General features: G+C 73.0%; 20 protein-coding genes and 2 pseudogenes. 11 read left to right on the top strand and 11 right to left on the bottom strand.

Translation table 11 applies throughout. The annotated features are described in order from the left end of the window. Positions 1 to 10: 10 nt before the first annotated feature. The 5 genes and pseudogenes from AC1WTP_RS09975 to AC1WTP_RS09955 all read right to left on the bottom strand — a co-directional run. Positions 11 to 580, bottom strand: a pseudogene (locus tag AC1WTP_RS09975) (sigma-70 family RNA polymerase sigma factor); the annotation flags it as partial. A 74-nt stretch (positions 581 to 654) separates the two neighbouring features. Continuing rightward, positions 655 to 885: a hypothetical protein gene (locus tag AC1WTP_RS09970; protein ID WP_481648926.1), complete on the bottom strand. Its 231-nt coding sequence runs from the start codon at positions 883 to 885 to the stop codon at positions 655 to 657. Further along, complete coding sequence (locus AC1WTP_RS09965) at positions 882 to 1,526, bottom strand: hypothetical protein (protein WP_481648925.1); 645 nt, start codon at positions 1,524 to 1,526, stop codon at positions 882 to 884. Before AC1WTP_RS09965 ends, AC1WTP_RS09970 begins: the two co-directional genes overlap by 4 nt. A gap of 47 nt (positions 1,527 to 1,573) precedes the next feature. Beyond that, positions 1,574 to 1,786 carry a hypothetical protein gene (locus tag AC1WTP_RS09960; RefSeq protein WP_481648924.1) on the bottom strand — a complete coding sequence of 71 codons (213 nt, stop codon included), beginning with the start codon at positions 1,784 to 1,786 and terminating at the stop codon, positions 1,574 to 1,576. Between the two features lie 184 nt (positions 1,787 to 1,970). Then, positions 1,971 to 2,198, bottom strand: a complete 228-nt coding sequence (locus tag AC1WTP_RS09955; protein ID WP_481648923.1) for a helix-turn-helix domain-containing protein — start codon at positions 2,196 to 2,198, stop codon at positions 1,971 to 1,973. Between the two features lie 99 nt (positions 2,199 to 2,297). Between AC1WTP_RS09955 and AC1WTP_RS09950 the strand changes: the two genes are divergently transcribed. Further along, entirely contained in the window at positions 2,298 to 2,558 is a 261-nt protein-coding gene (locus AC1WTP_RS09950) for a helix-turn-helix domain-containing protein (protein WP_481648922.1), read from the top strand. A 66-nt stretch (positions 2,559 to 2,624) separates the two neighbouring features. Beyond that, entirely contained in the window at positions 2,625 to 3,722 is a 1,098-nt protein-coding gene (locus AC1WTP_RS09945) for a branched-chain amino acid aminotransferase (protein WP_481648921.1), read from the top strand. A 64-nt stretch (positions 3,723 to 3,786) separates the two neighbouring features. Here the strand turns inward: AC1WTP_RS09945 and AC1WTP_RS09940 are convergent, their stop codons facing one another. The 4 genes from AC1WTP_RS09940 to AC1WTP_RS09925 all read right to left on the bottom strand — a co-directional run bounded on the left by AC1WTP_RS09940 (position 3,787) and on the right by AC1WTP_RS09925 (position 6,273). Beyond that, a complete protein-coding gene (locus tag AC1WTP_RS09940; protein ID WP_481648920.1) occupies positions 3,787 to 4,524 on the bottom strand; it encodes a tyrosine-protein phosphatase in 738 nt (245 codons plus the stop codon). A 61-nt stretch (positions 4,525 to 4,585) separates the two neighbouring features. Further along, positions 4,586 to 5,038 (bottom strand): PRC-barrel domain-containing protein, encoded by a 453-nt coding sequence (locus tag AC1WTP_RS09935; RefSeq protein WP_481648919.1) that lies wholly within the window; start codon positions 5,036 to 5,038, stop codon positions 4,586 to 4,588. A gap of 141 nt (positions 5,039 to 5,179) precedes the next feature. After that, entirely contained in the window at positions 5,180 to 5,710 is a 531-nt protein-coding gene (gene ahpD / locus AC1WTP_RS09930; RefSeq protein WP_481648918.1) for an alkylhydroperoxidase, AhpD family, read from the bottom strand. Between the two features lie 2 nt (positions 5,711 to 5,712). Then, positions 5,713 to 6,273 carry a peroxiredoxin gene (locus tag AC1WTP_RS09925; RefSeq protein ID WP_481648917.1) on the bottom strand — a complete coding sequence of 187 codons (561 nt, stop codon included), beginning with the start codon at positions 6,271 to 6,273 and terminating at the stop codon, positions 5,713 to 5,715. A gap of 339 nt (positions 6,274 to 6,612) precedes the next feature. Between AC1WTP_RS09925 and cimA the strand changes: the two genes are divergently transcribed. After that, entirely contained in the window at positions 6,613 to 8,196 is a 1,584-nt protein-coding gene (gene cimA / locus AC1WTP_RS09920; RefSeq protein WP_481648916.1) for a citramalate synthase, read from the top strand. Positions 8,197 to 8,259: 63 nt separating this feature from the next. Here the strand turns inward: cimA and AC1WTP_RS09915 are convergent, their stop codons facing one another. Beyond that, positions 8,260 to 8,685 carry an endonuclease/exonuclease/phosphatase family protein gene (locus AC1WTP_RS09915; protein ID WP_481649018.1) on the bottom strand — a complete coding sequence of 142 codons (426 nt, stop codon included), beginning with the start codon at positions 8,683 to 8,685 and terminating at the stop codon, positions 8,260 to 8,262. A 74-nt stretch (positions 8,686 to 8,759) separates the two neighbouring features. Beyond that, positions 8,760 to 9,254: pseudogene (locus AC1WTP_RS09910) on the bottom strand (endonuclease/exonuclease/phosphatase family protein); the annotation flags it as partial. A 370-nt stretch (positions 9,255 to 9,624) separates the two neighbouring features. Between AC1WTP_RS09910 and AC1WTP_RS09905 the strand changes: the two are divergent. The 8 genes from AC1WTP_RS09905 (at position 9,625) to AC1WTP_RS09870 (ending at position 16,149) form a co-directional block, all read left to right on the top strand. Next, positions 9,625 to 10,122: a hypothetical protein gene (locus AC1WTP_RS09905; RefSeq protein WP_481648915.1), complete on the top strand. Its 498-nt coding sequence runs from the start codon at positions 9,625 to 9,627 to the stop codon at positions 10,120 to 10,122. A 154-nt stretch (positions 10,123 to 10,276) separates the two neighbouring features. Then, complete coding sequence (locus AC1WTP_RS09900; protein WP_481648914.1) at positions 10,277 to 11,326, top strand: AAA family ATPase; 1,050 nt, start codon at positions 10,277 to 10,279, stop codon at positions 11,324 to 11,326. Next, positions 11,323 to 12,336 (top strand): DUF58 domain-containing protein, encoded by a 1,014-nt coding sequence (locus AC1WTP_RS09895; RefSeq protein ID WP_481648913.1) that lies wholly within the window; start codon positions 11,323 to 11,325, stop codon positions 12,334 to 12,336. The genes AC1WTP_RS09900 and AC1WTP_RS09895 overlap by 4 nt, the downstream gene beginning before the upstream one ends. Next, on the top strand, positions 12,333 to 13,292 hold the full coding sequence (locus tag AC1WTP_RS09890; protein WP_481648912.1) for a VWA domain-containing protein: 960 nt from the start codon (positions 12,333 to 12,335) through the stop codon (positions 13,290 to 13,292). The genes AC1WTP_RS09895 and AC1WTP_RS09890 overlap by 4 nt, the downstream gene beginning before the upstream one ends. A 29-nt stretch (positions 13,293 to 13,321) precedes the next feature. Then, positions 13,322 to 14,185 carry a S1C family serine protease gene (locus tag AC1WTP_RS09885; RefSeq protein WP_481648911.1) on the top strand — a complete coding sequence of 288 codons (864 nt, stop codon included), beginning with the start codon at positions 13,322 to 13,324 and terminating at the stop codon, positions 14,183 to 14,185. A 100-nt stretch (positions 14,186 to 14,285) separates the two neighbouring features. After that, a complete protein-coding gene (locus tag AC1WTP_RS09880) occupies positions 14,286 to 14,582 on the top strand; it encodes a hypothetical protein (RefSeq protein ID WP_481648910.1) in 297 nt (98 codons plus the stop codon). 9 nt (positions 14,583 to 14,591) lie between these two features. Beyond that, positions 14,592 to 15,017, top strand: coding sequence for an alternative ribosome rescue aminoacyl-tRNA hydrolase ArfB (arfB, locus tag AC1WTP_RS09875; protein ID WP_481648909.1), 426 nt, complete (start codon positions 14,592 to 14,594; stop codon positions 15,015 to 15,017). Positions 15,018 to 15,150: 133 nt separating this feature from the next. After that, positions 15,151 to 16,149, top strand: coding sequence for an aldo/keto reductase (locus tag AC1WTP_RS09870; RefSeq protein ID WP_481648908.1), 999 nt, complete (start codon positions 15,151 to 15,153; stop codon positions 16,147 to 16,149). Positions 16,150 to 16,215 lie beyond the last annotated feature (66 nt).

Genomic DNA, 16,215 nt, shown 5'->3' with positions numbered 1-16,215 from the left:
ATCACTGGGGTCAGCACTTGAGCACCGCCTCGAAGCCGTCGGGCAGCAGCCGGCGCAGCGCGCGGACCGCCCGGTACTGCAGGGCCTTGATCGCGCCCTCCTGCTTGCCCATCTCCCGCGCGGTGTCGATCACGGACAGGCCGACCAGGAACCGCAGCCGGATGCACTCCTGCTGCTCGTGGTTGAGCTGCTGCATCGCGGCGAGCAGGGTCAGGTTGGTGAAGTGATCGGCCACCGCTCGGGCCGGGTCGCCCTCGGCGCTGCGGTCTTCCCGGTCGGCGTCGAGGACGTCGCCGGTGGTGACCTCCAGCCGGTAACGGCCGGACTTGAAGTAGTCGGCCACCAGATTGCGGGCGATCGTGACCAGCCACGCCCCGAGATCCCGGCCCTGCCACGTGACGCTGTCGATCCGTCGCAGCGCCCGCACGAACGTGTCGGCGGTCAGGTCCTCGGCCAGCAGCCGGTTGCCGTTGGTCCGGTAGTAGACGAACCGGTACACCGTGTCCGCGTACAGCTCGTAGATCCGGCCGAACGCCTGCCGGTCACCGGCCTGCGCTGCGGTCACCAGCGCCCACCGGTCGAGCGCGCCCTGGTCCACCTCGGCCGCCGGCGGGCCGGCCTGCGCCGGCACCCGGACGGCGGTCGCCGCGGCGGTCACCGGACACCCGCCCGACGCGAGCGGACTATCATCGACTTCAGCTCGGCCATTTGGCCGTCGGCGTCGTCCAGGCGGCCGCGCCAGCGCACGCCGATCACGCGGCCGTCCGCGGCCCGGTCCCACGCCTCGCAGGCCCGGTACGCGAGCAGCACCAGCAGCACGGTCAGCAGCAGACCGCCGACCTCCGGCGCCGCCGCCCGGACGCCCTCCAGGATCCCGGCCATCATGCCGGCACCGCCGAGGTCTGCTCGGTGGCCCGCTCGACCGCGCCCAGGGTCACCTCGAAGCCGCGCCACTCAGCGGTCGCCAGGTACCCGCGGTACAGCACGCCGGTGCGGTCACGGCTCTCGCTCAGCTGGGCCTCGCGGTCCACGCGCAGCTCGACCGCCCACGCCTCCGCCTCGGCGATCGTGTCGAACTCCAACTCCACCGCCTGCCGGCCGCGCAGGAAGGCCACCGCCACCGGCGCGGGCAGCGCCGACCGCTCGACGGCGAACGACAGCCGGGTGATCGCCCGCAGCATGTTGGTCCGGGCGATCCGGACCAGCGCCGGCTGGCCGGCCGCGGCCGCCGACACCAGCTCGGCCGGCCGAGGCTTGGCGTTCGCCGCGGTGATGTGCGTGTTCAGCAGCGCCACCGCCGCGGCGTGCGTGTCGAACCCGGCGTAGGTGACGCCGCACGCGCACACGGCCTCGTTGTCACCCGCACCGCCGGCCGACCCGCCGACGTGGTAGTGCTCGGCCGCCTGGTCCTCCACTGACGGGCCGGGCTTGCCGGGCCACGGCGCCGGGAACGGGTTGCCCGGCGTCGGGGCGGGTTGGGTCTGCGGCTGCTGCGCGACCTCGGGCAAGTTCGGTACGTTGGTCATCTCGACCGTTCCTTTCTTGGCTGGCTGGTGCGGGTAGAGATCCGGGGTCACGGCTTGTCGAGAGCCGTGGCCCCTTCTTGCTGGCCGCTGCGCCACTCGGCGTCGAGGGCCTCGGCGAGCTGGCCGGCGTCGTGGTCCCGCCGCTCCTGCTCGGTCGCCGTCCGCCACGGCACCGGCTCGACGGCCGGGGCGGGCGCCGTCAGCGCGGCGACGATCAGGACCAGGCCGACCGCGACCAACACGGCCGCCTGCGCGACCATCGCCACCACGCGGCCCGGCCCCGTACCACCAGGACCACACGGGCCAGGACCAGCAGGTCCGGTCGGGTGCGACATCACTTCCCCTTCGGTGGCTTCGCGGGCTTGGGTGGCTTGCCGGGCGTCCGCGGCTTCGGTGCGGTCGCCGGTCGTGGCGCGCCGTTCGGCTTCTGCCACGGGAACGGGCTCACGCCGCCGGGCTGAGCGACGGCAGGAGCTGCGCGGCCGGTACGCCGAGCCAGTCGGCGATGACCGGCAGCTCCTCCGCGCGGAACGGCCGCTGCCCGGACAGCCGCAGCTGGACGGACGGCTGCGTGATCCCGAGGCGCTCGGCGAGGTCCCGCTGCGTCTTGTTCTGCCGCGCCATCTCGGCGCGCACCTCGGCGGCGATCTTGGCGCGAACATCGTTCGTCATGCCGGAAGGGTGTCACGGATAGCGTAACAGTGTCAAGGGTTCTGTTTCCGTGAGTCACGAACCGTTGACTTGATACCGAAACGGTGTCAGCCTTATCGCATGACGAACGCGGCTACGGACACCATGAGGACGCTCAGCGACCAGGTCGCCGAGGAAATCCGGGTGCTCCTCACCCGGCGCCGGATGAGCCAGCGGCAGCTCGCGCAGGCTCTCGGCGTGTCACCGGCCTGGCTGAACTACCGGCTGACCGGCACGCAGGCGATCGACCTGAACGACCTCCAGCGCATCGCCCACGCGCTCGACGTGCCCGTGTCAGAGCTGCTCCCGGCCGCATTCCGGCCGAACGACCGTTCGGGGTAAGTTTCTGGCACCAGTTCCTCCGGCGTGCGGTCCCGCATGCCGTTGTCCCGCAGGGAGGTCAGCGCGATGAGCGGTGGTGACAAGCTCGACTTCGAGATCCGTCCGAATCCCGCGCCGGTATCCGCCGCCGACCGGGCTGCCCTGCTGGCCAACCCCGGGTTCGGCCGGGTCTTCACCGACCACATGGTGACCATCCGGTACGCCGACGGCAAGGGCTGGTACGACGCCCGGGTCGAGGCCCGCGCCCCCATCCCGATGGACCCGGCCAGTGCCGTGCTGCACTACGCGCAGGAGATCTTCGAGGGGCTGAAGGCCTACCGCACCGCCGACGGCGGGGTGACCATGTTCCGGCCGGAGGCCAACGCGGCCCGGTTCGTGGCCTCGGCCCAGCGGATGGCGATGCCGCCGCTGCCGCCGCAGGCGTTCGTCGACTCGCTGCACCGGCTCATCGAGGTCGACCGGGAATGGATCCCGGAGGGTGCGGACGGCAGCCTCTACCTGCGGCCGTTCATGTTCGCCAGCGAGGTGTTCCTCGGCGTCCGGCCGGCCAACGAATACCTCTACGTGCTGATCGCCTCGCCGGTCGGGGCATACTTCGCCGGCGGTGTCACGCCGGTCAAGGTCTGGGTCTCGCCGGACTACACCCGGGCCGCGCCCGGCGGCACCGGCGCGGCGAAGTGCGGCGGCAACTACGCCGCCTCGCTGGTCGCCCAGGCGGAGGCCATCGAGCACGGCTGCGACCAGGTGGTCTTCCTGGACGCGGTGGAGCGCCGGTTCGTCGACGAGCTGGGCGGCATGAACGTCTTCTTCGTCTACGACGACGACACCCTGGTCACCCCGCCGCTGACCGGCACCATCCTGCCCGGCATCACCCGGGAGTCGGTGCTCACCCTGGCCGCCGAGGCCGGACACCGGGTCGAGGAGCGGCCGGTGACCTTCGCCGACTGGCAGGCGGACGCGGCCAGCGGCCGGTTGCGTGAGGTCTTCGCCTGCGGCACCGCGGCCGTGATCACCCCGATCGGGGAGGTCCGGTTCCCGGACGGCGAGTTCCTGGTCGGCGGCGGCGAGCCGGGGCGGGTCACCATGGCCCTGCGCCAGCAGCTGGTCGACCTTCAGCGCGGCAAGGTCGCCGACCCGCACGGCTGGGTCACCCGCGTCCTCTGAGCCGGGCCGCCGCGGCGGCCCGTGCGCGGGTCGTCGCCGCCCGGGCGCCGCCCCGCGCCGCCCGCTACGCCAGCAGGTGGTCGCGGAGTGCGGCGAGCTGGGCGTCCGTGACGCCGGCGTGGCGCAGGTAGTCCTCCACCGAGCCGTGCCGCTCCCGCAGCTCGGCGAGGAAGAGCGTGATGGCCTCGGCCGGGCAGGTGAGCGGCGGCAGGCCCGGCCGCATCTCCTTGCCGGTGCTGGCGAACCAGGCGAGGAACCGCTCGCCCGCCTCGGTGCTGAGCGCGTAGTCGGCGCCGATGGTCTCGTCGCCGACCCCGAGCACGGCGAGGGTCAGCGCGCAGACGATGCCGGTGCGGTCCTTGCCGGCCACGCAGTGCACCACCACCGGGGCGTTGCCGGCGTCGGCGATCAGCCCGACCGCCCGGGCCAGCCCGGCGGTGCCGGTGTCGGCCAGGTCGGCGTACCGGTCGGCGAGGTAGCGGGCCAGGTCGCTGCCCGGCTGGTATGGCCGTAGGTCCCACTCGGCGTGCTCCGGCGGCACGTGCCGCCAGGTCAGGCCGGGGAAGTCCGGCACCCGGCCGTCCCGCTCCACCTCGTACGGGCGGCGCAGGTCGATGACGGTCCGGACGCCGAGGGCGGCGAACGCGGCCCGGTCGGTCTCGTCGATGCGGTGCAGCGAGTCGGAGCGGTACAGCCGTCCCGGGCGCACTGTCCGGCCGTCGTGGCCGGGATAGCCACCGACGTCGCGGAAGTTGAACATGGCGGAGAACGGGATCCGGCGGTTGACCTCGGTGGCGTCCACCCTGACACGGTAACGGCCGGTGGGGCCGCGGCCCCACCGGCCGTCCAAACAGGATCAACCGTTACCTGGCGGTACCCGGCGGGATCGCCGAGTACGTGTCGCCGTAGTAACCACCGAGCTTGTCCCGGTAAGCCGGGTCGGTGTCGGCGGTCTCGTCGTACTCGGGCGCGGCCTTGATCTGGTCCTTGCTCCGGTCGACGTAGACCTTCCGCTCGTCGTGGTCGACGTGGTTGACGGTGCCGGCAGGGATCATGACCTTCTTGCCGAAGATCCAGGGGCCGGTGTCGACCACGAGGTAACTGGAGTTCACCTCGTGGCTGGCCCGGTCCACCTTGCCGATGCCGCCGTCACTCGCCTCCACCCTGTAGCCCACCAGGTCGGCGCCGGTCATCCCGGCGTCGTCCCGGTAGCGCCACGGGTCGAAGGTACCGCCGGGCGCGCCGCCCATGACGGTGCCATCGGGCACGAGCGGGTCCGGCGTCCCGTTGGTCGTCCGAGGGTCGAGCCGCTCCATGGCGTTTCACTCCTCTACTCGACTGATCGGGGGTTGGTGCCCTGTCAGCCCCATGTCCTACCCGGTGTCGAGATCGGTACACCTGTCCCGTACCCACGAAAAGGGCCGGCCGGTGTGACCGGCCGGCCCTCAGGAGACTGCTCAGGCCAGCGCGGCCTCCGCGTCCAGGGTGACCGCGGCGGCGTGCACGACGGCGGCGATCCGCAGCCCCTCGTGCACCTGCTCGCGGCTGAAGCCCGCGGCGCGCAGCGTCTTCTCGTGCGACTCGAGGCAGACGCCGCAGCCGGTGATCGCCGAGACGGCGAGGCACCACAGCTCGAAGTCGGCCTTCTCCACCCCGGGTCGGGCGATGATCTGCATCCGCAGCCGGGCCGGGATCGACTGGTACTGCTCGTCGCCGATCAGGTGCTTGGACCGGTAGTAGATGTTGTTCATCGCCATGATCGCGGCGGCGCCCTTGGCCGCCTCGACCGCCTCCGGCTTGAGGTGGCCGGCCGCCTCGACGGCGATCTCCCGCAGCACCACCGGGTTGCGCGCGGCGACCGCGCAGGCCAGCGCGGTGCCCCAGGCCTGGACCGGGTTCAGCGTGCTGGTCCCGATGGTGGAGCCGAGGTTGAGCTTGATGTCCTTGGCGTACTCGGGCAGAGCCGCCTTGACCGCGTCCAGGCCCATGCTCAGGCTCCCGCGCCGGCGAGGAGCGCGTTGGCGTCCAGCGTCTCCGCGCCCTTGTTCCAGTTGCACGGGCAGAGTTCGTCGGTCTGCAGCGCGTCCAGCACCCGCAGCACCTCGGAGACGTTCCGGCCGACCGAGCCGGCGGTCACCATGGCGAACTGGATCTCGTTGTTCGGGTCGACGATGAAGGTCGCCCGCTGGGCCACGCCGTCCTCGCCGAGCACGCCGCAGGCGCTGGTCAGCTCGCGCTTGATGTCGCTGAGCATCGGGAACGGCAGCTCGCGCAGGTCCGGGTGGTCCTTGCGCCAGGCGTAGTGGACGTACTCGTTGTCCACCGACACGCCGAGGACCTGGGCGTCCCGGTCGGCGAACTCGCCGTTGAGCCGGCCGAACTCGGCGATCTCCGTCGGGCAGATGAAGGTGAAGTCCTTCGGCCAGAAGAAGACGACCCGCCACTTGCCCTCGTGGGACTTGTGGTTGATGGTCTCGAAGGCCTTGTCGGCCTCCAGCGACACGCAGGCGGTGAGTTCGTACTCGGGGAAGCGGTCACCGACAGTGAGCACAGGTCCTCCTTGACAGCGGCACGAGGCCGGTAACTGGATCTGTTCCAGATACTTCCGCAGCGGTGTTTCCGGCTGGTGGCGACCGGGGTGACTTGTGAAGTCGATCACGAACGGCGGGTTCTGTCCGGAAGTGCCAGGCGGGTGGGCTACCGCAACCCTCCGTCACCGTCCCGACATATGGATTTTGCCTCCCAAAACCAGGGGGGAGTGGCAGAGTACCGATCGTGACCAGCACCGTCCTGATTATTCGCAGCTAGCGCGCCGGCTCCCCGTCCGCCGAGCGCGCAGACCTCCCGCATCCGCGGGGGGTCTTTTTGTTGCTCCCCGAAAGGACTCCGCATGACGTTCCAGGTGTACGACACGACGTTGCGCGACGGCGCGCAGCGCGAGGGGCTGAGCTACTCGGTGGTCGACAAGCTCGCGGTGGCCCGGCTGCTCGACGAGTTCGGGGTCGGCTTCATCGAGGGCGGCTGGCCGGGCGCGGTGCCGAAGGACACCGAGTTCTTCCGCCGGGCGTACGGCGAACTCGACCTGAAGCACGCGGTGCTGGTCGCGTTCGGCGCCACCCGGCGGGCCGGCGTGGCGGTCGCCGACGACCCGCAGGTGCGCGGCCTGCTCGACGCGCGGACCCCGGCGGTGGCCCTGGTCGCCAAGGCCGACCTGCGGCACGTCGAACGCGCGCTGCGCACCACCGCCGCGGAGAACCTCGCGATGGTCCACGACACCGTGGCGTACCTGGTCGGGCAGGGGCGGCGGGTCTTCGTCGACGGGGAGCACTTCTTCGACGGTTACCGGCAGGACCCGGCGTACACCGCCGCGGTGGTGGAGACCGCGCTCGCCGCGGGCGCCGAGCGGGTGGTGCTCTGCGACACCAACGGCGGGATGCTGCCGTCGCAGGTCACCGCGGCGATCGCCGACCTGACCGACCGGCTCGGCGTGGGGCCGGAACTGTTCGGCATGCACGCCCAGAACGACACCGCCTGCGCGGTGGCCAACACCGTCGCCGCGGTCGAGGCCGGGGTGCGCCACGTCCAGGGCACCGCGAACGGCTACGGCGAGCGCCCCGGCAACGCCGACATCTTCGCGGTGGTCGCCAACCTCCAACTCAAGCTCGGGCTGCCCGTCCTACCGGAGGGCTGCCTGGAACAGATGGTGCGGGTCTCCCACGCCATCGCCGAGATCGCCAACATCGCCCCCGACACCCACCAGGCGTACGTCGGGGCCGCGGCCTTCGCCCACAAGGCGGGGCTGCACGCGAGCGCGATCAAGGTGGATCCGCTGCTCTACAACCACGTGGACCCACAGGTGGTGGGCAACGACATGCGGATCCTGGTGACCGAGATGGCCGGCCGGGCCAGCGTCGAGCTCAAGAGCCGTGAGCTCGGCCTGGACCTGGCCGGCCATCCGGAGGCGCTGTCCCGGGTGACCGGCCGGGTCAAGGAACTGGAGGCCGGGGGCTGGTCGTTCGAGGCCGCGGACGCCTCGTTCGAGCTGCTGGTCCGCTCCGAGCTGCCGGACGTCGCCCCGGTGCGCCCGTTCGCGCTGGAGTCGTACCGGGTGCTGGTGGAGCACCGCGAGGACGGCGCGGTGGTCTCCGAGGCGACCGTCAAGATCCGGGTGCGCGGGGAGCGGGTGATCGCCACGGCCGAGGGGAACGGTCCGGTCAACGCGCTGGACGAGGCGCTGCGGGTCGGGCTGGCCCGGCACTACCCGGAGCTGCGCGACTTCGAGCTGGCGGACTACAAGGTGCGGATCCTGGAGGGCAGCAGCGGCACCGGGGCGGTGACCCGGGTGCTGCTGGAGACCGTCGACGGCAACGGCCGCGACTGGACGACGGTCGGCGTGCACCCCAACGTCGTCGAGGCGAGCTGGCACGCCCTCGTCGACGCCCTCACCTACGGCCTGGACCGCACCCGGGTCTGACCTCGCTCGTGCGGGACGGACCGGCGGCGTGGCCGGCCCGGAAGCGTCCGGGCGAGGGGCGGGTCAGGCGGCGGGGAGGGTGAGGACGGCGAGGACGGCGCGGTGGTCGCTGCCGGGGAGCGGGCGCACCGCCACCGAGCGGACCGCGATCCGGCGGTCGACCAGCACGTGGTCGATCGTCACCGGGGGGATCGGGTCGCCGTCGTACGGGCCCCAGGTGCCGGTCAGGCCGGCACCGGCGGCGTCGGCCGCGTCGACGTACCCGGTCGCCAGCAGGGCGCGCAGCGGGGCGTGGTCGAGGGTGGCGTTGAAGTCCCCGGCCAGGATCCCCAGTGGGCCGTCCGGAGTGGCCGGCGGCTGTGCTGCCAGGTCGTCGCGCCAGTAGCCGACCTGGTCCACGCGTACGGTGCCGCGGGGTGCGCCGACTCGACCCGCACCGGGGGGCCGGCCGGCGGCGTCACGGTGCCGTACGCCTGGGTGAAGCCCCAGCCGCCGCGCAGCTGCCGCACGCCGCTGTCGCCGATCGGGTGGCGGGCGTAGAGCCCGGAGCCGGGCGTGCCCACCTGTGGGTTGAGCCGCCGGTGGGGGAGCAGCCGGTCGAGGCCGAGCCGGTCCAGCTCCGCCTGCGCGCCGGGGGTGAACTCCTGCACGGCCAGCACGTCGACCCGGTGCGTGCGGACCAGGTCGACCAGCGTGCGCGGGTCGGCGGCGCCCGCCAGCAGGTTCGCGGTGAGCACCCGCAGCGTCGGCCCGGCCGCCGCCGGCTGCGCCGAGCCCAGCCCCCGGGGCGCCACCACGGCGACCAGCGCGACCGTGGTCACCGCCGCGACCACCGTCGGCCAGCGGCGCCGCAGGGCGAGCGCGAGCAGCAACGGCACCAGGCTCCCGGCGGCGACGTACGGGGTGAAGGCGAGCGCCTGCACCAGCGGCCCGCGGTCCAGCCCGGCCAGGCGCGCCACCGCCCAGGTGACCCCGGGGGCCACGGCGACCCAGCAGAGCGCGGTCCGGATCCGGTCGGCGCGGGTGCCGGCCGGGTGCGGCGCGGTCTGCGTGATCATGGCTGGAGACTATCCGGCCAGCTGCGGCGTCGGGGCCCGGCCAACTGCGGCGAACGGATTTCACGAATACCGAAGCATTCGCCTTTCACAGTTTCAGGATGCCGATACGGCAACCCCGAAAAGCGTGATCAACTATTGACGTCCAGCTTTTTATGGTGTTACGTTCCACGTGGTTGAGGCGTCGAAACTGTGAGTAGTTATCGCTGCTCAGCAAGGGTGCGAGTTAACAAGACTTCTACGTTTCAGGTGCGACCGGGACCATTCTTGGGTTGGCTACGGTCAATTACCGTCCCGGGCTGAAAAGGGGAAGGAACCGTCCCGCGCAGCGCGGGTCGGCCGTATCACCACGGTCACAAAAGGGAGACCTGTCATGACCAAGATCTTCAGACGTAAGGCGGTGGCGGTGGCGTTCGCCGTCCTGGCCCTCACCCTGGCCGGTGGCGGGGTCGCCGTCGCCCAGGCCCCGGACGGCACCCAGCCGGCCGCCCGCGCCGGCGGCGGCACCCAGCCACCCGTGACCGCGGAGTCGGCGCGCAAGGCGAAGGCGGCGCTGGCCACCGGCGTGCAGGCGACCGCGGCCGCCGGCACCCACTACGCCATCATCGTCAACGCCAACGGCACCCGGGCCCGGGGCACCGGCACCGTGATCAAGTACGGCGTCGGCCAGTACGAGGTCCAGTTCCCCTACACCGTCAGCTTCGGCGTCTACGTGGCGACCATCGGCCGGCCGGACTCCTGCTGCATCCCGGCGGGCGGCGAGGTCGCCGTGGCGCCCCGGCTGCAGACCCCGAACGGGGTCTTCGTGCAGACCCGCAACTCGGCCGGCGTCGCCGCCGACCTGCCGTTCCACCTCGTCGTACACCTCTGACCCCCGCCGGGGAGCCGGCCCGCACGCCAGTCGTGCGGGCCGGCTTCTCCGGTTCCTGCCGGGCTGAGGCGTTCCGCGTCGGCGGTGCCGTATGGGCTGCTCAGGGCCGGTAATTCCGACGTTTGTCCGACCACCGCCACGGGAAGCAAGCACCGTGACGGACATCTCGGACACCCTGGCCAGCGTGCCCAGCCCGGTCGATCCCGACGCGACGACTGCGGAGCTGGAACAGACCCTCTTCGAGGTCAAACGCGTGATCGTCGGGCAGGATCGGCTCGTCGACCGACTGCTCACCGCCCTCGTCGCGGACGGCCACTGCCTGCTGGAGGGCGTACCCGGCGTGGCCAAGACCCTGGCCGCGCAGACCCTCGCCACGGTGGTCGGTGGCACCTTCTCCCGGATCCAGTTCACTCCGGACCTCGTCCCGTCCGACATCGTCGGCACCCGGATCTACCGGGCCTCGAAGGAGACCTTCGACATCGAGTTGGGCCCGATCATGGCGAACCTGGTGCTCGCCGACGAGATCAACCGGGCGCCGGCGAAGGTGCAGTCGGCGCTGCTGGAGGCGATGGCCGAGCGGCAGGTCTCGATCGGCGGGCGCAGCTACGAGGTGCCCGAGCCGTTCCTGGTGCTGGCCACCCAGAACCCGATCGAGTCGGAGGGGGTCTACCAGCTCCCCGAGGCGCAGCGCGACCGCTTCCTCATGAAGATCGTCGTCGACTACCCGAGCGACACCGACGAGCTGGCGATCCTCTACCGGATGAGCACCGACCGGCCGCGGGCCCGCCAGGTGCTCGACCCGCAGCGGCTGCGCGGGTTGCAGCTCCGGGCCGCCCACGTCTTCGTGCACCACGCCATCGCCGAGTACGTGGTCCGGCTCATCCTGGCCACCCGGGACCCGGGCCGGTTCGGGCTGGCGGAACTCGCCCCGCTGCTCGCGTACGGAGCCAGCCCGCGGGCCACCCTCGGCCTGGTGGCCGCCGCCCGCGCCCAGGCGCTGCTGCGCGGCCGCGAGTACGTGCTGCCCGAGGACGTCCGGGAACTGGCCGTGGACGTGCTCGCCCATCGGCTGGTGCTCTCCTTCGACGCGATCGCCGACGGGGTGGCCGCCGAGTCGGTGGTCCGCCGGCTGGTCGACGCGGTGCCGCCACCCCGGATCGCCAACAACCGTCCGGAGCACGCGCCCGACCTGGCGGCGGCATGAGGTGGCGCGCCGCCACCACGCCCGCGCCGACCGATCCGGGGCTGGCCGATCTCGCCCCCGACCGGCGGCTGCGCCGGCTGGAGCTGACCGTCACCCGTCGGCTCGATGGCCTGCTGCACGGGCAGTACCGGGGACTGCTGCCCGGCCCGGGCAGCGAGCCGGCCGGCAGTCGGGAGTACCGCCCCGGTGAGGACGAGGTACGCCGGATGGACTGGGCGGTGACCGCCCGCACCACGGTGCCGCACGTCCGCGAGGTCGACGCCGACCGGGAACTGACCACCTGGCTGCTGGTCGACGCCAGCCCGAGCATGGAGTACGGCACCGCCGAGCTGGACAAGCGGGAGCTGGCCGTGGCGGCGGTCGCGGCGGTCGGCTTCCTCACCGCCGGGCTCGGCAACCGCCTCGGCGCGCAGGTGCTCGGCCCCGACGGGCTGCGCCGGTATCCGGCCCGCAGCGGGCGTACCCACCTGCTCGGGCTGCTCCGCGCGCTGCTGGCCGCACCCCGCACCGGCGGGTACGACCCGGCGGACGTGCCCCCGGCGACGCCCGACCTGGCCGAGGCGCTGGACGCCGTGCACCGGGTGGCCACCCGGCGCGGCCTGGTGGTGGTGGTCTCGGACTTCCTCGACGGGCTGCCCGACGATCCCCGGCGGGAACCACCCTGGGAACGCGCCCTGCGCCGGCTCGCCGTCCGGCACCAGACGCTCGCTGTCGAGATCACCGACCCACGTGAGCTGGAGCTGCCGGACGTCGGCCTGATCACGCTGGTCGACCCGGAGACCGGCCGCCACCGCGAGGTCTGGACCGGCGACCGGTCGCTGCGCGAGCGGTACGCGGCGGCCGCGGCCGCCCAGCGCGAGCAGGTCCGTCAGGCGGTGCGCCGCAGCGGGGCGACCCACCTGCCGCTGCGCACCGACCGGGACTGGGGCGCCGACATCGTGCGGCACGTGCAGGCCCAGCGTCGGCTGGTGGCCGCCCCGGCCGGCACGGCCCGGGGAGGTGCCGCGTGATCTGGGAGTCCCCGGTCCGGCTCTGGCTGCTCGTCGGCGTGCTCGCCCTGGCGGTCGGCTACCTGATGATGCAGCGCCGCCGCAGCCGGTACGCCGTCCGGTTCACCAACCTGCGGCTGCTCGACCGGGTGGCCCCGGAACGGCCGGCGTGGCGACGGCACGTGCCGGCCGGACTCTTCCTCGCCATGCTCGCGTTGCTGGTGGTGGGCTTCGCCCGGCCGACGGCCGAGGTGCAGGTCCCCCGTGAGCGCGCCACGGTGGTGGTGGCGGTGGACGTCTCGACCTCGATGCTCGCCACCGACGTCGAGCCGGACCGGCTCAGCGCGGCCAAGGAGGCGGCCCGCCGGTTCGTCGACGGCCTGCCGGACGAGTTCAACGTCGGGTTGGTCGCCTTCGCCGGCAGCGCCGCGGTGCTGGTGCCACCGGGCACCGACCGGGAGTCGCTGCACGACGGCATCGACCGGCTCGCCGAGGGCACCACCGGCGTGCAGGGCACCGCGATCGGGGAGGCCATCAGCACCTCGCTCGGCGCGGTGAAGGGCCTGGACAGCCAGGCGGCGAAGGAACCGCCACCGGCCCGGATCATCCTGCTCTCCGACGGGGCGAACACCTCCGGGATGGACCCGATGGAGGCCGCGGCGGACGCCATCGCGGTCGAGGTCCCGGTGCACACCATCTCCTTCGGTACCCCGACCGGGTTCGTCGACCGGGGCGGCCGGCCGATCCAGGTGCCGGTGGACGGGCAGACCCTGCGGGCGGTCGCCGAGGAGACCGGCGGCGTCTTCCACGAGGCCAGCACGACCGACGAACTGCGCGCGGTCTACGACGACATCGGCAGTTCGGTCGGGTACCGCACCGAGCGGCAGGACGTGTCGGCCCGCTTCATCGGCCTCGGGCTGGTGTTCGCGATGGGTGCGGCGGCCGGTTCGATGCGCTGGTTCTCGCGCCTGCCCTGACCGGCGGACCGACAGTGAGGAGCGTACGCATGGCAGTGCAGACCGGACTGGGCGAGCCCCGCGGCCCCTGGTTCATCTCGCCCGAGCTGGACCCGGACGGGCGCGGCGGATGGGACGGGACCGGGGCGGGTCGCGGCCCGGCGGGGCGGCGCTGGCGGACCCGGCTGCTGGCCGCGCTGGCGGTGGTCGCCCTCTCCACCGCCTCGGGCGCGGTGGCCGGCGGCTGGGTGGCCGGCCGGGACGGCGCGCCCGGGGCGGCGCCGGCCTCCGCGGCGCCGGTGCCGGCGGAGCTGGTCACCGCCGCCGGCAAGACCGTGCCGGGGGTGGTGTCGGTGCTGGTCGGCGGGGCCGGCGGCGCGTCGGCGACCGGATCCGGCTTCGCCGTGGACAACGAGCAGCACATCATCACCAACGACCACATTCTGGCCAAGGGGCGCAACGGCTCGGTGACGGTGGAACTGCCGGACGGGCGGCGGTTCGCCGCGGAGGTGGTCGGCCGGGAGCCGCGCAGCGACCTGGCGGTGCTCAAGGTGCCGCCGTCGGCCGGGCTGGCGGCGCTGCCGTTGGCCAAGCCCGGATCCACCCGGGTCGGCGAGCCGGTGCTGGCGGTCGGGTCGCCGCTGGGGCTGCCCGGCACCGTCACCGCCGGCATCATCAGCGCGCTGGACCGGCAGGTCCGGCTCGGCGACAACCGGCACTCCGCGGTGCAGACCGACGCCTCGATCAACCCGGGCAACTCCGGCGGCCCGCTGGTCAACGCGCGCGGCGAGGTGGTCGGGGTGAACACGGCGATCGCCACCATCGACGGCAACGGCTCGATCGGCATCGGCTTCGCGATCCCGATCGACCAGGTGCAGCAGACCGCCGACACGATCATCGGCAAGGGGGGCTGAGCTGCCGACACGTCCCGCTGGGAAGGCGGGAAGTGTCGGATACCCGGCGCGGAATGATCGGGCCATGGAAATATTACGCTGAGTATGGATACTGGCGTGGGTGGAGCGTCCTCTCATCGCGGTCCTCCTGCTGGTGGGCCTGATCATCGGTTGCGGCGTGGGGTCGGCGTACGCCCGGGCCCGGCGCGGCTGGGCCGACTACCAGACCGTCAAGAAGTCCGTGCCCGGCGCGCGTCGCGCCGCATGGCTGCTCGTCCGGGCGGTCACCACCAAGATCGGGGTGATCGCCCTGCTGCTGGTCGGGGCGGTCGCGTACGCGGCCGTCGGCGCCGACGACGAGGCCGCGCAACCGTCGCCCACCCCGAGTGCCACGCCCGCCGACCCGCCCGGGCGCTAGCCTCAGGGGGTGGACGACGGACTGCGGGTGACCGACCGGTGGGTCGTCCCCGCCGGGGAGCTGCGGGAACGGTTCTCCCGCTCGTCCGGCCCCGGCGGGCAGGGGGTGAACACCGCCGACTCCCGGGTCGAGCTGAGTTTCGACCTCGCCTCGTCGCCGAGCGTGCCGGCGTCGCTGCGGGCGCGGGCCCTGGAGCGGCTGGCCAACCGCCTGGTCGACGGGGTGCTCACCATCGCCGCCAGCGAGCACCGGGCGCAGCTGGCCAACCGGGAGGCCGCCCGGGAGCGGCTGACCGCCCTGCTGCGCGAGGCGGTGGCCCCACCGCCCCCGCCGCGCCGGCCGACCCGGCCGTCCCGGGGCGCCAAGGAGCGCCGGCTGGCCGAGAAGAAGCGCCAGTCGCAGCGCAAGCGGGACCGCCGCGTCGACGGCGAGTAGCGGCCCCGGTCGACGACCTCGTGAGCACCGCCTGTGAGCGGCCTCCCATGCCTTGTAATGACAGAATCTGGAATCTGTTACTCCGACGATGTAGCGTTGAGGGCGTCAACCACCACGGTGAGAGGACGCACCCATGGACACCCGCACGCTCGGCACCACCGGCCCGACCGTCTCCCGCCTCGGGCTCGGCCTGATGGGCATGTCGGACCTCTACGGCGCCGCCGACGAGGCCGAGAGCATCGCCACCGTCCACGCCGCGCTCGACACCGGCGTGACCCTGCTCGACACCGGCGACTTCTACGGCATGGGCCACAACGAGATGCTGCTCCGCGACGCGCTGCGCGGCCGGAACCGGGACAACGCGGTGATCAGCGTCAAGTTCGGCGCGCTGCGCGACGCCGACGGCGGCTGGAACGGCATCGACCTGCGGCCGGCCGCGATCAAGAACTTCCTGGCGTACACCCTGCGCCGGCTCGGCACCGATCACGTCGACATCTACCGGCCGGCCCGGATGTCCCCGGACGTCCCGGTCGAGGACGTCGTCGGGGCGCTGGCCGACCTGGTCACCGCCGGCCACGTCCGGCACATCGGCCTCTCCGAGGTGGGCGCCGGGACGCTACGCCGGGCGCACGCCGTGCACCCGATCGCCGACCTCCAGATCGAGTACTCGCTGATCTCCCGGGGCATCGAGACCGAGATCCTCCCGGTCGCCCGGGAACTCGGCGTCGGGGTCACCGCGTACGGGGTGCTGTCCCGGGGCCTGATCAGCGGGCACTGGACGGCCGGGCGGGGCACCGGGCCCACCGACTTCCGCAGCTACCTGCCCCGCTTCACCGGCGAGAACCTGGACCGCAACCTGGCCCTGGTCGACGCCCTGCGCAAGGTCGCCGAGGCCAAGGGCGTCACGGTCGCGCAGATCGCCATCGCCTGGGTGCTCTCGCGCGGCGAGGACATCGTGCCGCTGGTCGGCGCCCGGCGTCGGGACCGGCTGGCCGAGGCCCTGGGCGCGCTCGAGGTCGGGCTGGGCGCCGACGACCTCGCCGCGATCGAGGCCGCCGTGCCGGTCGGTGAGGTGGCCGGCAGCCGGTACGACGAGGCGCAGATGGCGCACCTGGACAGCGAGCAGGCGTGAGCCCGCGGCCGGGACGCGGCCCCCGGGCGGGGGTCGCGTCCCGGCCGGTCACGCCGTCAGGGAGGC

The sequence above is a fragment of the Micromonospora sp. R311 genome, assembly GCF_056780015.1.
Note: the sequence above shows the minus strand (reverse complement) of the source record. Positions and strands in the feature narration are given on the sequence as shown.